Raw genomic sequence first — 12,530 nt, forward strand, 5'->3', positions numbered from 1 at the left:
CAGGTCCTCAGTTCCAGGCGTGGCGCGCAGGCTTGACGCCGTTGAGCACGAAATTGCCGATCAGGTGGTATTTCCAGCGGGCCGGGTCGTGCAGGGTGTGGGTCCGCGCGTTGCGCCAGAAGCGGTCGAGGTTGTGCTTGGCGGTGACCGAGCGGGTGCCGGCCAGTTCGAAGAGTTTGCTGCTGGCGAGCAAGGCAGTTTCGGCCGACAGGACCTTGGCCTGGGCGACCACCAGTGAAGCCTGGGCGACGGTGTCTTCATTCGGTTCGGCGAGGGCGCGGTCGACGGCCAGGCCGGCCTTGGCGAGGATCGCTTCGGTGCCGTGCACACGCCACTCCAGGTCGCCGATGGCGGCGATGGTGAACGGGTCCTGCCAACCGTGATCCTGCTGGCTGTCGATCCACGGACGGGCCTGCCGCGCAAAGATTTTTGCCTGTTCAAGGGCGCCGAGGGCAATGCCGGTGTCGACCGCCGCCTGGATAATTTGCGAAATCGGCCCATCGGCCGTGGGTTGGTCAAACGCCAGGTGGGCGGGAATCACCGCGCTCAAGGGCACGCTCACACCGTCGAGGGTCACGCCGCCGCTGGCGGTGGTGCGCTGGCCGAAGCCGTCCCAGTTGTCGATGACGGTCAGGCCTGGCGCATCGCGCTCGACGAGGCCGATGAAGGCCTGACCCTTTTCGTTATTACCCACGGTGGGCACGATGTGGGCGAACAGCGCGCCGGTGCAGTAGAACTTCTCGCCGTTGATTTGCGCGGTGTCGCCGTGGAAGCGAATCTGGGTATCGAAGGTGCCGGCGTTTTTGCTCTTGGCCTCGGAGAAGGCGTTACCAAAGCGATAACCCGCCAGGACTTTGCCAAAGTAGTGGCGCTTTTGTTCCTCGGTGGCGGTTTGCAGCAGGATGTCCACCACGCCCAGGTGGTTCTGCGGGATTTGGCCCAATGACGGGTCGGCGGCGGAGATCAACTTGATCACCTCGGCCACCGTCACATAGGACACCCCGGCGCCGCCATAGGCCTTGGGAACGGTGATGCCCCACAGGCCGCTGGCGGAAAACTCGTCCAGTTCGGCCACCGGCAGGCGCCGCTCACGGTCACGCGCGCTGGCGTCGACGGCAAAGCGCTCGGCCAGGCGTTTGGCGACCTCGATGGCCTCCGCGTCCGAGCGGATGATATGGGCAGGTTGTTGAGGGTGGGCAGACATGGGCCGACTCCAGGCTCCGAGGGGATACTGGAGTGTTTGCAGGAGTCGTGCCTGAATTTAATCGTCAGTAAAATCAGGCGGTTGCCGCGTAAACAGGCGTACAACCGCTGTTTCAAACCAGCAAAGTGTGCATCCACTGTTGGCTGGCAAACAGTTAGATCACCACATTGCGCACAAAGCGCACGGCGACCTGGCCGTCATTGCGATAGGCATGGGGCTGGTGGCTGGCGAACATGAAGAATTCGCCGGCGCCGATGGTATTTTCCTGCTCGCCGACCACCAACGTCAGGCTGCCCTCGAAGACGAACAGTTGCTCGCTCCACCCCTCCAGGTCGGGGTCCGGGCAATAACGATCGCCCGGTTCAAGGCGCCACTCCCATAACTCGACCTCGCGCCGCGCCGTGGCCTTGGCCAGCAACACCGCCTTGCTGCCGTCGATTTCCCCCGCCCAGGCCAGTTCGTTGATGCGGCTGTGATCGCGCACATCCGGTGCCTGGATCAGGTCGCTGAACGCCACATCCAACGCTTCGGCCACACGGTCGAGGGTGGACAGGCTGACGTTCTTTTCCCCGGCCTCGATGGCCACCAGCATGCGCCGGCTGACCCCGGACTTTTCCGAGAGCGCAGTCTGGCTCAGGTCGGCGGCGTGGCGCAGGCGACGAACGTTCTGGCTGACGTGCTGCAGGACCGAGGCCCGTTGTGGATTTTCTTTGTGCACTATATTGCTCAATGGGTGGGTGTGCGCAGTATACTGCCCAGCGTGCGGCGCATTGTGCGGTCCGTGCCTTTCCCTTGCAAGACCGAGCCGCCATGACCACGCCGAACTCCCCCTCGCGTTTCCACCGTTTCAGCAAAGCCGAGTGCATCCTGGTGTTTATCACCATGATTTGGGGCGGCACGTTTTTGCTGGTGCAGCATGCCATGACTGTCAGCGGACCGATGTTTTTCGTGGGCCTGCGCTTTGCAGCGGCGGCGATTGTGGTCGGGTTCTTTTCCTTGCGTACACTGCGCGACCTGACGTTGTTCGAGCTGAAGGCGGGCGTGTTCATCGGCGTAGCGATCATGTTCGGCTACGGCTTGCAGACCATTGGCCTGCAGACGATCCTGAGCAGCCAATCGGCGTTCATCACCGCGCTGTATGTGCCGTTCGTGCCGCTGCTGCAATGGCTGGTGCTGGGCCGGCGCCCGGGGTTGATGCCAAGCATCGGCATCATGCTGGCGTTTGCCGGGTTGATGTTGTTGACCGGTCCCGCCGGGGCTTCGCTGAATTTCAGCCCCGGGGAAATCGCCACCCTGATCGGTGCCGTGGCGATAGCGGCGGAAATCATTTTGATCAGTGCGTTCGCCGGGCAAGTGGACGTACGCCGGGTGACGGTGGTGCAACTGGCGACGGCGTCGCTGCTGTCGTTTTTGATGGTGGTGCCGATGGGCGAGGCACTGCCGGGGTTCTCCTGGCTGCTATTGTTCAGCGCCGTGGGCCTGGGCCTGACCAGTGCGGTGATCCAGGTCGCCATGAATTGGGCGCAGCAAAGCGTTTCGCCGACACGGGCCACGTTGATCTATGCCGGTGAGCCGGTGTGGGCCGGGGTAGTCGGGCGGATCGCCGGCGAGCGGTTCCCGCCGATTGCCATGCTGGGGGCGGCGTTGATTGTGGTGGCGGTGATTGTGAGTGAGATCAAGACAAAAGGGCAAAAGGCCATCGATTTGCAGGATGAGCGGGAACAGGAGCAACAGGGCTAGGGTCCGAAACAATGCCAAACGGGAGTTTTCGACCTACTTTGTAGGATCCTGCCACATGTTGCCGTTTGGTGATCGACAAAGCGGCACGTATGATGCATCCCAAACTCCCGCAGATTAGAAGCCTATGTCCCTGATAGTTCTACTGCTTCTGCCTTTTATCGGCAGCTGTCTGGCGGCCTTGCTGCCGCACAATGCACGTAACACCGAATCCCTGCTGGCTGGCCTTGTGGCTCTGGTCGGAACCGTTCAAGTCGCCCTGCTCTACCCCCAGATCGCCCACGGTGGCGTGATCCGCGAAGAATTCATGTGGTTGCCCAGCCTTGGGCTGAACTTCGTGCTGCGCATGGATGGATTCGCCTGGCTGTTCTCGATGCTGGTGCTCGGCATCGGCGCGCTGGTGTCGCTGTATGCGCGCTACTACATGTCGCCGGACGATCCGGTGCCGCGTTTCTTCGCGTTTTTCCTGGCCTTCATGGGCGCCATGCTCGGGCTGGTGATTTCCGGCAACCTGATCCAGATCGTGTTCTTCTGGGAACTGACCAGCCTGTTCTCGTTCCTGTTGATCGGCTACTGGCACCACCGCGCCGATGCGCGTCGTGGTGCGTACATGGCCTTGATGGTCACCGGCGCGGGCGGCCTGTGCCTGCTGGCGGGCGTGATGCTGCTGGGGCATATCGTCGGCAGCTATGAGCTGGACCAGGTGCTGGCCGCCGGCGAGCAGATCCGCGCGCATTCGCTGTACCCGGTGATGCTCGCGCTGGTGCTGATCGGCGCCCTGAGCAAAAGCGCGCAGTTCCCGTTCCACTTCTGGCTGCCCCACGCCATGGCCGCACCGACCCCGGTGTCTGCCTATCTGCACTCGGCGACGATGGTGAAGGCCGGCGTGTTCCTGCTGGCCCGCCTGTGGCCGTCGCTGTCCGGCAGCGAAGAATGGTTCTGGATCGTCGGCGGTGCCGGCGCCCTGACCCTCCTCCTCGGCGCTTACTGCGCCATGTTCCAGAATGATCTCAAAGGCCTTTTAGCCTATTCCACCATCAGCCACCTCGGGCTGATCACCCTGCTGCTGGGCCTCAACAGCCCGCTGGCCGCCGTCGCCGCGGTGTTCCATATCCTCAACCACGCCACCTTCAAGGCCTCGCTGTTCATGGCGGCAGGCATCATCGATCACGAAAGCGGCACGCGGGACATCCGCAAGCTCAGTGGCCTGGTGCGCCTGATCCCGTTTACCGCGACCCTGGCGATGGTGGCCAGTGCATCCATGGCCGGCGTGCCATTGCTCAATGGTTTCCTGTCCAAAGAGATGTTCTTCGCTGAAACCGTGTTTATCTCGTCGACCCAATGGGTGGAAATCGCCCTGCCCATGATCGCGACCATCGCCGGCACGTTCAGCGTGGCCTACGCCCTGCGCTTTACCGTGGATGTGTTCTTCGGCCCGCCCGCCACCGACCTGCCCCACACACCTCACGAACCCCCGCGCTGGATGCGCGCCCCGGTTGAGCTGCTGGTATTCACCTGCCTGCTGGTGGGCATCTTCCCGGCCCAGGTGGTCGGTTCGATCCTCGCCGCCGCGGCGCTGCCGGTGGTCGGCGGCGTGCTGCCGGAATACAGCCTGGCGATCTGGCATGGCTGGAATGCACCGATGATCATGAGCCTGGTGGCCATGTCCGGTGGCGTGGTGCTCTACCTGCTGCTACGCAAACAACTGAAGCGCGGCCGTTTCAAGTACCCGCCGGTCATCAGCTACTTCAACGGCAAGCGCGGCTTCGAGCGCAGCCTGGTGGTGATGATGCGCGGCGTGCGCAGGATCGAGAAACGCATCAGCACCAAGCGCCTGCAGACCCAATTGTTCCTGTTGGTGATCGTCGCGGTGATCGGCGCCATGATCCCGATGATCAACAGCGGCCTCAGCTGGGGCGACCGCCCGAAGATCCCGGGCTCCATCGTGTTCGTCACCCTGTGGCTGCTGGCGATTGCCTGTGCCCTCGGCGCCGCCTGGCAAGCCAAGTACCACCGGCTCGCGGCCCTGACCATGGTCAGCGTGTGCGGCCTGATGACCTGCGTCACCTTCGTGTGGTTCTCGGCGCCGGACCTGGCGCTGACCCAGCTGGTGGTGGAAGTGGTCACCACCGTACTGATCCTGCTCGGCCTGCGCTGGCTGCCACGGCGGATCGAAGAAGTCTCGCCACTGCCCAGTTCGCTGCGCAAGGCGCGCATCCGTCGTCTGCGCGACTTCCTGCTCTCCACCGTGGTAGGCGGCGGCATGGCGCTGCTGTCCTATGCGATGCTGACGCGCCAGACGCCCAACGATATTTCCTCGTTCTACTTGAGCCGCGCCCTGCCCGAGGGCGGTGGCAGCAATGTGGTGAACGTGATGCTCGTGGACTTCCGGGGCTTTGATACCCTCGGCGAAATCACCGTGCTCGGCGCCGTGGCGCTGACGGTGTACGCCCTGCTGCGTCGTTTCCGCCCGTCCAAGGAAAGCATGGAGCTGCCGCCACAGCAGCGTCAACTGGCGCCGGACGTGGCCACCGACCTGGTCAACCCGCGCCAGGCCAGCGACACCGCCCTGGGCTTCATGATGGTGCCGGCGGTGCTGGTGCGCCTGCTGCTGCCGATTGCGCTGGTGGTGTCGTTCTACCTGTTCATGCGCGGCCACAACCAACCGGGCGGCGGGTTTGTCGCCGGCCTGGTGATGTCGGTGGCGTTTATCCTGCAATACATGGTTGCCGGCACCCAGTGGGTCGAGGCGCAGATGAGCCTGCGGCCGATGCGCTGGATGGGCTTCGGCCTGTTCTCGGCGACGCTGACCGGGATCGGCGCGTTGTTTGTCGGCTACCCGTTCCTCACCACCCATACCTGGCATTTCAGCCTGCCGCTGCTGGGCGATATTCATGTTGCCAGCGCGTTGTTCTTCGATGTGGGCGTATACGCCATGGTCGTCGGCTCGACGCTGTTGATGCTCACCGCCCTCGGCCACCAGTCGGTGCGCGCGCATAAACCGAGCAACCAGGCCAAAGTAGTCGCCGCCACCGAAGGAGCCGCCTGATGGAAGAAGTCATCGCAATTGCCATTGGGGTCCTGGCGGCCTCCGGCGTCTGGTTGATCCTGCGGCCACGGACGTTCCAGGTGGTGATGGGCCTGTGCCTGTTGTCGTACGGGGTCAACCTGTTCATTTTCAGCATGGGCAGCCTGTTTATCGGCAAGGAGCCGATCATCAAGGACGGCGTGCCCCAGGACCTGCTCAATTACACCGATCCCCTGCCCCAGGCCCTGGTGCTCACGGCCATCGTGATCAGCTTCGCCATGACTGCGTTGTTCCTGGTGGTGCTGCTGGCGTCACGGGGCCTGACCGGCACTGACCATGTGGACGGCCGGGAGCCCAAGGAATGAATTGGGTCAACCAACTGATCGTCGCCCCCATTTTGCTGCCGTTGCTCACCGCCGCGCTGATGCTGATGCTCGGCGAAAAACGCCGTCCGCTGAAGGCCAGGATCAATCTGTTCTCCAGCGTTATTGGCCTGGGCATCGCGATCCTGCTGTTGTACTGGACGCAAAAAGGCGGCCCCGGCTCGATTGGCGTCTACCTGCCGGGCAACTGGCAGGTGCCGTTCGGCATCGTGCTGGTGGTCGACCAGCTCTCGGCGTTGATGCTGGTGCTCACCGGGATCATCGGCGTGAGCGCGCTGCTGTTCGCCATGGCCCGTTGGGACCGCGCCGGCACCAGCTTCCATGCGCTGTTCCAGATCCAGATGATGGGCCTGTACGGCGCGTTCCTCACGGCGGACCTGTTCAACCTGTTCGTGTTCTTCGAGGTGCTGCTGGCGGCGTCCTACGGCTTGATGCTGCACGGCTCGGGCCGGGCGCGGGTGTCGTCGGGGCTGCATTACATCGCGATCAACCTGTTGGCGTCGTCGCTGTTCCTGATTGGCGCGGCGATGATCTACGGGGTGACCGGCACGCTGAACTTCGCTGACCTGGCGCTGAAAATCCCGCTGGTCCCCGAGGCGGATCGTGGCCTGCTGCATGCCGGTGCGGCGATCCTCGCCACCGCATTCCTGGCCAAGGCCGGCATGTGGCCGCTGAACTTCTGGCTGGCCCCCGCCTACTCCTCGGCCAGTGCGCCGGTGGCAGCGATGTTCGCGATCATGACCAAGGTCGGCGTGTACACCGTGCTGCGCCTGTGGACCCTGTTGTTCTCCGGCCAGGCCGGCGCGTCGGCGTTGTTTGGCGGCGACTGGCTGGTGTACGGCGGCATGGCCACGATCATCTGCGCGGCGCTGGCGATGGTGGCGGCGCAGCGGCTCGAGCGCATGGCCAGCTTGAGCATCCTGGTCTCGGCCGGCATCCTGCTGTCGGCCGTTGGCTTCGCCCAGCCAAGCCTGACCGCCGGAGCGCTGTTCTATCTGGTCAGCTCCACCCTGGCGTTGAGTGCGCTGTTCCTGCTGGCCGAATTGATCGAGCGTTCGCGCTCGGCCAACGACCTGCCGCTGGATGAAGAAATCGATGCACTGCCCAAGGCCATGGAATCCCTGCATCCGCGTCCTGGCGTGAACCTGGATGACGAGCAGAAAGCCGTGGTCGGCCAGGTGATTCCCTGGACCATGGCCTTCCTCGGCTTGAGCTTTGTCGCCTGCGCCCTGCTGATCATCGGCATGCCGCCGCTGTCCGGGTTTATCGGCAAGCTGAGTTTGTTGAGTGCGCTGGTCAATCCTCTGGGCCTGGGCGTCAGTGTGGATGAACCTGTTCGTCCGGCGGCCTGGGGCCTGGTGGCTTTACTGATCCTGTCCGGCCTGGCTTCACTGATCGCTTTCGCGCGCCTGGGTATCCAGCGTTTCTGGACCCCGGAAGAGCGCCCATCGCCGCTGCTGCGCCGTTACGAGTGCCTGCCGATCTTCCTGCTGCTGGGCCTGAGCATTGCGCTGACCTTCAAGGCCGAACCGCTGATGCAGTACACCCTGGCCACTGCCCGGAGCCTGAACAACCCGGAAACCTACGTGATGGCCGTCATGGCCACGCGCCCGGTGCCGAGCCCTGAAGCCAAGACCGCCGCACTGGAGGTACAGCCATGAGACGCCTGTTCCCGGCCCCGTGGTTATCGTTGGCCTTGTGGATACTGTGGCTGGTGCTGAACCTGTCCGTCAGCCCCGGCAACCTGCTGTTGGGCGCGCTGCTGGGGTTTCTTGCACCGCTGATGATGGCGCCGCTGCGTCCGCAACCGATCAGACTGCACCGCCCCGGTGTGATCCTGCGCCTGTTCCTGTTGGTAGGCCGCGACGTGGTCGTCTCCAACCTGCAAGTGGCGTGGGGCGTGCTGACGTGCGGCTCGCGACCACCGCGCTCGCGCTTTATCAGAATCCCCCTGGACCTGCGCGATGCCAACGGCCTGGCGGCGCTGTCGATGATCACCACCGTCGTGCCCGGTACCATCTGGTCGGAACTGGCCCTGGACCGCAGCGTCCTGTTGTTGCATGTATTCGATCTGGAGGACGAAGCGTCCTTCATCGAACATTTCAAAAGCGCCTACGAACGGCCCCTGATGGAGATCTTCGAATGAGCGCCCTGCTCTCCAATGCGATCCTGTTCAGCCTGTTCCTGTTCTCCCTGGCCATGGTGCTGACCCTGATCCGCCTGTTCAAAGGTCCCTCGGCCCAGGACCGGGTACTGGCGCTGGACTACCTGTACATCCTCGCCATGCTGATGATGCTGGTGCTGGGTATTCGTTATGCCAGCGATACCTACTTCGAAGCGGCGCTGCTGATCGCGTTGTTCGGCTTCGTCGGCTCGTTTGCCCTGGCCAAATTCCTGCTGCGCGGAGAGGTGATTGAATGATGCCGCTGTGGATGGAAGTGATAGTGGCGGTGCTGCTGGTGCTCAGCAGCGTGTTTGCGCTGATTGGCGCGATTGGCTTGCTGCGCATGAAGGACTTCTTCCAGCGCATGCATCCGCCGGCATTGGCTTCGACTCTGGGCGCGTGGTGCGTGGCGTTGGCGTCGATTGTTTACTTTTCGGTGCTCAAGTCCGGGCCGGTGCTGCACGGGTGGTTGATACCGATCCTGCTGGCGATCACGGTGCCGGTGACCACGTTGCTGCTGGCCCGCACCGCGCTGTTCCGCAAGCGCATGGCCGGTGACGACGTACCCGCCGAGGTCAGCAGCCGCCGCTGAGTGACAGACCGTACACAGTCAATATGTGGGAGGGGGCTTGCTCCCGATTGCGGTGGGTCAGCTACAGATGAGCCGACTGATCCACTGCAATCGGGAGCAAGTCGAATCGTCGCACCGCCCCTCCCACATTTGGATTTGTGCTAGACGAAAGATCGGATTCGCTCTGCCAGCTCAGCCAATTCGGCATCATCCGCCCGCACATGGTCATGGGAAGAGATATAGCCTTCATAAGCTTCGAAAAACTTATCCACCTTCGAACTCAACGGCTTGAACGCACTGTCCTGCCCCGTCCCATGCATGGGAAACAACTTCGCATGCAAGTGATCCACCCCATACCCTTCCAGCATCATCCCCGTGCGGGCCACATCGGGAAACGCCCGGTCGATCAGCAAAGCGGTTTTCTTGGTCGCGACCATCAGACCAGCCAGCACCTCATCCGACTGCGCAAACGCATAACTGCCGTAATGCTGTTTGGGGATGACCACGCTGAAGCCTGGGGTGTTGGGGAAGATCGAGAGGAACGCCATGTGGTGGTCGTCTTCCCACAGGATGTGGGCGGGGGAAGTTTTGCGGACAATGCTGCAGAAAATACAATCCATTTGAATTACCGCCAGTTTCGTCTTGGGTTTGGTCGTGGCAATCATCTAAAGCTAGGATGGAATGAGCGTCAAACCCTACGGGCATTTTGGGAAATGTCCTAAGACCTGGGTATGCCCGCTGTGCTGAGACAGGAGTTCACCATGGATAAAAACATTATTGTCATCGGCGGCGAGTCCAGCGAAGACATGACACGCATGACCGGCATCGACGAATATATCGTCGCTTCGTCGGGCAAAACCCAGCCCACGGTGCTCTATATCTCCACCGCCAATGGCGATGACCGTACGAAGATTGCCGACTTCACGCTCAAATACCAAAGCGCCGGCTGCACCGTTGTGCCATTGACGTTTTTCATTCCGCCTTTTCCAGCCCCGGGTCATGTTGCCGCGCTGTTTGAGCAGGCTGACATCATCTATGTGGCCGGCGGCAACACCCGAGCCTTGCTGGCCATCTGGCGTGAATTTGACGTGACCGCCCTTTTGAAGCAAGCCCAGGAACACGGCAAAGCGCTTTGCGGCGTCAGTGCCGGCGCCATCTGCTGGTTCGACCACGGGCATTCCGACTCAGGAGGCGTATATGCGCTGATCGACGGGCTGGGTTTTCTCCCTGGCGCGCTGTGCCCGCACTTCAGTTCAGAGGTGGGGAGAGAATCTTCGTTTGTTGAACTGGTTCGACTTAAAAACATACACCCCGCCTACGCGCTGGATGACGGCGTTGCCCTGCATTTCAAGAACGGTGAATACCATGCGACTGTCCATAACGACGCAGCTGGTAGCGCTTATGAGGTCAGCAACACCTCGATATTGGTCGTAGAGAAACTTCCTACAAAGATTTAGTGTTGTCGCTCGGAAAATGGCTTTCTAATCTTAGGTGGTCGCTGCAAATTCAGCGACCGGGTTTCGCAGCCCGATTAGACTCTAGGTGACTCCAATACTCTGGGAGCTTCGCCATGATTAAAGACAATTCGAATCCGCCGCTGGATTCATCTTCGCTTCACGCTTGTGCTGATCAAGCGATTAACCATCATTTGAATCCGTCTTCAACGCCTGGGCCACCTGATGACGGGCTAGGTCTTTTTACTGTACGTAAAGGACTGGATGCCGAGACACTACTGGTCAATGCTTCGGAGGACCTTGCGTCAGTTCAGGCATTGGCTAGTCATTTAGCCTTTGAGATTGATGGCACACCACGCAGCGTGGCACTAGGGATTTGCCGAATGGTGGAAACTATCCAGCTTCTGGTGAATGAAGCACTGAATGAGCATTGCGCGGGAATTGAAAAATAGTAGGCGACGAATGCCGTCATTACCTTCGCTCACACAACCACAGCAAAACGCCCCTGCATAACGGGGCGTTTTTCTTCTCGCACAAAACCGAATAATCCTACATCCCGCTCGCACGATAAAAGGCGAAACATCCGATATTTCCTATTTACATTTTTCCGTATGTTTATGGTGAATAAATCAGGATACCAACTTCCATGGCTAACCACGGTTACATGTCCATTAACGGAAAATCTCAAGGCCTGATCTCGGCTGGCTGCTCAACTCAAGACTCTATTGGCAACAAATGTCAGGAGGGGCACAGGGATGAAATCATGGTGATGTCCTTCAACCACAATATGCTCAACACCGGCAACGTCAGTGCTTCCACTCACGGCCCTGTGGTCATCACAAAAAGCATTGATAAATCCTCGCCCTTGCTGGCCGTGGCGTTATCCAACAGAGAAGAACTGAACTGCGTCATCAACTTCTATCGAATTTCACAGTTTGGTCGGCACGAAAAATACTACACCGTCGATATAAGGGGCTGCATCATTGCCAGCCTGACCGTCGACGTTCCCCATTCCGTACTCCTGAATGATGTAGACGCACAAGAACATCTGTCGATTTGTTATCGGGAAATTATCTGGACACATCACATCGCGGGGACCAGCGGCTATGGCTCATGGGAAACCGGGCGATGAACTCAAAGAACAAAAATCAAACGCCTACTTTCTATGACTTGGGGGGAGTCAGCCAAGCCGCTGCAAAACTGACCAATCATGCGTGCGCAATAAGTGCCCGACATCTACAGGATGGCGTTAATCGTTCGATATTCAATCGGGAAGTGGCCTATTACGCTCGCAGTATTGTTAACGATGTGGAGCAGGGAAAAAAGACGGTTGCGCAGGGGCTCGTGGAGATAAAAACCGAACAACAAAGCCTGCTGAACCAGTCAATGGAGATTGGGCGTAAAGGTATTGGAGTTGTAGCAGGCGCGCTGCAAATGGCCACAGGAGCTGGAATTTGCTACGCATCAGTTGGCACGCTCTGTCTCATTGCGGGGGTGCCGCTGATCGCACATGGTGCAAATAACGTATATGAGGGTGGGCGTAATCTAGTGACGGGACAATCAGATGCGGTCGGCCCGGTTCGTGCTGCATATCAGTCGGCCGCATTCGCTATGGGTCATGATGAACGAGCAGCCAATATGGCCTACGGTGCAGCTGATATTGGCTTATCCGTCTACAGTGCTGCGAGACACGTACTTAAACCTGATGCTTGGCGCCTATTTAGATACCTCCCAACCGATTACATCCGAGCGTACAAAACAATGACCCCAACTACGATGGGAATCGAAGTCTATACAGATTTTCAAACGATAAAGCAGATGTACGACGAGGAAAAACATTGACACTCTGGTTCGTTTTGACTTTCCCGCTATTTGCCACATGGGGAATTCTTTGCGCATACACACTAAAAATACGCTTCTCTGGAACCGAGTATTTTCTTGCAAAATTTCTACTATATTTAATATTTAATGGCTTTTTTTCGATCACAT

The 12,530-nt window shown here is 60.1% G+C and carries 14 protein-coding genes; 11 read left to right on the forward strand and 3 right to left on the reverse strand.

Going from position 1 to position 12,530, the window contains the following annotated elements:
* Positions 1 to 7 precede the first annotated feature (7 nt).
* Entirely contained in the window at positions 8 to 1,204 is a 1,197-nt protein-coding gene (locus BLW22_RS17985; RefSeq protein WP_027606296.1) for an SfnB family sulfur acquisition oxidoreductase, read from the reverse strand.
* 154 nt (positions 1,205 to 1,358) lie between these two features.
* The gene (locus BLW22_RS17990; RefSeq protein ID WP_027606295.1) at positions 1,359 to 1,922 is read right to left on the reverse strand and encodes a helix-turn-helix domain-containing protein; all 564 of its coding nucleotides are present in this window, start codon (positions 1,920 to 1,922) and stop codon (positions 1,359 to 1,361) included.
* A gap of 92 nt (positions 1,923 to 2,014) precedes the next feature.
* On the opposite strand from BLW22_RS17990, the gene BLW22_RS17995 reads away from it, so the two are divergent.
* The 7 genes from BLW22_RS17995 to BLW22_RS18025 all read left to right on the forward strand — a co-directional run bounded on the left by BLW22_RS17995 (position 2,015) and on the right by BLW22_RS18025 (position 9,108).
* Positions 2,015 to 2,944: a DMT family transporter gene (locus tag BLW22_RS17995; RefSeq protein WP_074847182.1), complete on the forward strand. Its 930-nt coding sequence runs from the start codon at positions 2,015 to 2,017 to the stop codon at positions 2,942 to 2,944.
* A 124-nt stretch (positions 2,945 to 3,068) separates the two neighbouring features.
* The gene (locus BLW22_RS18000; protein WP_074847183.1) at positions 3,069 to 5,990 is read left to right on the forward strand and encodes a monovalent cation/H+ antiporter subunit A; all 2,922 of its coding nucleotides are present in this window, start codon (positions 3,069 to 3,071) and stop codon (positions 5,988 to 5,990) included.
* The gene (locus BLW22_RS18005; RefSeq protein WP_003192163.1) at positions 5,990 to 6,334 is read left to right on the forward strand and encodes a Na+/H+ antiporter subunit C; all 345 of its coding nucleotides are present in this window, start codon (positions 5,990 to 5,992) and stop codon (positions 6,332 to 6,334) included. The genes BLW22_RS18000 and BLW22_RS18005 overlap by 1 nt, the downstream gene beginning before the upstream one ends.
* Positions 6,331 to 8,013 (forward strand): monovalent cation/H+ antiporter subunit D, encoded by a 1,683-nt coding sequence (locus tag BLW22_RS18010; RefSeq protein ID WP_074847184.1) that lies wholly within the window; start codon positions 6,331 to 6,333, stop codon positions 8,011 to 8,013. Before BLW22_RS18005 ends, BLW22_RS18010 begins: the two co-directional genes overlap by 4 nt.
* Positions 8,010 to 8,498: a Na+/H+ antiporter subunit E gene (locus BLW22_RS18015; protein WP_074847185.1), complete on the forward strand. Its 489-nt coding sequence runs from the start codon at positions 8,010 to 8,012 to the stop codon at positions 8,496 to 8,498. Before BLW22_RS18010 ends, BLW22_RS18015 begins: the two co-directional genes overlap by 4 nt.
* On the forward strand, positions 8,495 to 8,773 hold the full coding sequence (locus BLW22_RS18020; RefSeq protein WP_005789171.1) for a K+/H+ antiporter subunit F: 279 nt from the start codon (positions 8,495 to 8,497) through the stop codon (positions 8,771 to 8,773). Before BLW22_RS18015 ends, BLW22_RS18020 begins: the two co-directional genes overlap by 4 nt.
* Entirely contained in the window at positions 8,770 to 9,108 is a 339-nt protein-coding gene (locus BLW22_RS18025) for a Na+/H+ antiporter subunit G (RefSeq protein WP_074847186.1), read from the forward strand. The genes BLW22_RS18020 and BLW22_RS18025 overlap by 4 nt, the downstream gene beginning before the upstream one ends.
* Positions 9,109 to 9,248: 140 nt before the next feature.
* Here the strand turns inward: BLW22_RS18025 and BLW22_RS18030 are convergent, their stop codons facing one another.
* Entirely contained in the window at positions 9,249 to 9,707 is a 459-nt protein-coding gene (locus tag BLW22_RS18030) for an HIT family protein (RefSeq protein WP_074847187.1), read from the reverse strand.
* Positions 9,708 to 9,848: 141 nt separating this feature from the next.
* Here BLW22_RS18030 and BLW22_RS18035 point away from each other — a divergent pair, with 141 nt between their 5' ends.
* The 4 genes from BLW22_RS18035 (at position 9,849) to BLW22_RS18050 (ending at position 12,383) form a co-directional block, all read left to right on the forward strand.
* On the forward strand, positions 9,849 to 10,544 hold the full coding sequence (locus tag BLW22_RS18035; RefSeq protein WP_074847188.1) for a Type 1 glutamine amidotransferase-like domain-containing protein: 696 nt from the start codon (positions 9,849 to 9,851) through the stop codon (positions 10,542 to 10,544).
* 113 nt (positions 10,545 to 10,657) lie between these two features.
* Entirely contained in the window at positions 10,658 to 10,993 is a 336-nt protein-coding gene (locus tag BLW22_RS18040) for a DUF6124 family protein (RefSeq protein ID WP_074847189.1), read from the forward strand.
* A 194-nt stretch (positions 10,994 to 11,187) separates the two neighbouring features.
* Complete coding sequence (locus BLW22_RS18045; RefSeq protein ID WP_074847190.1) at positions 11,188 to 11,673, forward strand: Hcp family type VI secretion system effector; 486 nt, start codon at positions 11,188 to 11,190, stop codon at positions 11,671 to 11,673.
* Positions 11,670 to 12,383, forward strand: coding sequence for a DUF4225 domain-containing protein (locus BLW22_RS18050; RefSeq protein WP_074847191.1), 714 nt, complete (start codon positions 11,670 to 11,672; stop codon positions 12,381 to 12,383). Before BLW22_RS18045 ends, BLW22_RS18050 begins: the two co-directional genes overlap by 4 nt.
* Positions 12,384 to 12,530 lie beyond the last annotated feature (147 nt).

Origin of the sequence: Pseudomonas marginalis (genome assembly GCF_900105325.1) — a bacterium.
GTDB lineage: Bacteria > Pseudomonadota > Gammaproteobacteria > Pseudomonadales > Pseudomonadaceae > Aquipseudomonas > Aquipseudomonas marginalis.

Coding starts and splice junctions, on each gene's coding strand:
- BLW22_RS18030 (WP_074847187.1), bottom strand. CDS start 9,707: ATGGATTGTATTTTCTGCAGCATTGTCCGCAAAACTTCCCCCGCCCAC.
- BLW22_RS18035 (WP_074847188.1), top strand. CDS start 9,849: ATGGATAAAAACATTATTGTCATCGGCGGCGAGTCCAGCGAAGACATG.
- BLW22_RS17995 (WP_074847182.1), top strand. CDS start 2,015: ATGACCACGCCGAACTCCCCCTCGCGTTTCCACCGTTTCAGCAAAGCC.
- BLW22_RS18015 (WP_074847185.1), top strand. CDS start 8,010: ATGAGACGCCTGTTCCCGGCCCCGTGGTTATCGTTGGCCTTGTGGATA.
- BLW22_RS18005 (WP_003192163.1), top strand. CDS start 5,990: ATGGAAGAAGTCATCGCAATTGCCATTGGGGTCCTGGCGGCCTCCGGC.
- BLW22_RS18010 (WP_074847184.1), top strand. CDS start 6,331: ATGAATTGGGTCAACCAACTGATCGTCGCCCCCATTTTGCTGCCGTTG.
- BLW22_RS18045 (WP_074847190.1), top strand. CDS start 11,188: ATGGCTAACCACGGTTACATGTCCATTAACGGAAAATCTCAAGGCCTG.
- BLW22_RS18040 (WP_074847189.1), top strand. CDS start 10,658: ATGATTAAAGACAATTCGAATCCGCCGCTGGATTCATCTTCGCTTCAC.
- BLW22_RS18020 (WP_005789171.1), top strand. CDS start 8,495: ATGAGCGCCCTGCTCTCCAATGCGATCCTGTTCAGCCTGTTCCTGTTC.
- BLW22_RS18025 (WP_074847186.1), top strand. CDS start 8,770: ATGATGCCGCTGTGGATGGAAGTGATAGTGGCGGTGCTGCTGGTGCTC.
- BLW22_RS18000 (WP_074847183.1), top strand. CDS start 3,069: ATGTCCCTGATAGTTCTACTGCTTCTGCCTTTTATCGGCAGCTGTCTG.
- BLW22_RS17985 (WP_027606296.1), bottom strand. CDS start 1,204: ATGTCTGCCCACCCTCAACAACCTGCCCATATCATCCGCTCGGACGCG.
- BLW22_RS18050 (WP_074847191.1), top strand. CDS start 11,670: ATGAACTCAAAGAACAAAAATCAAACGCCTACTTTCTATGACTTGGGG.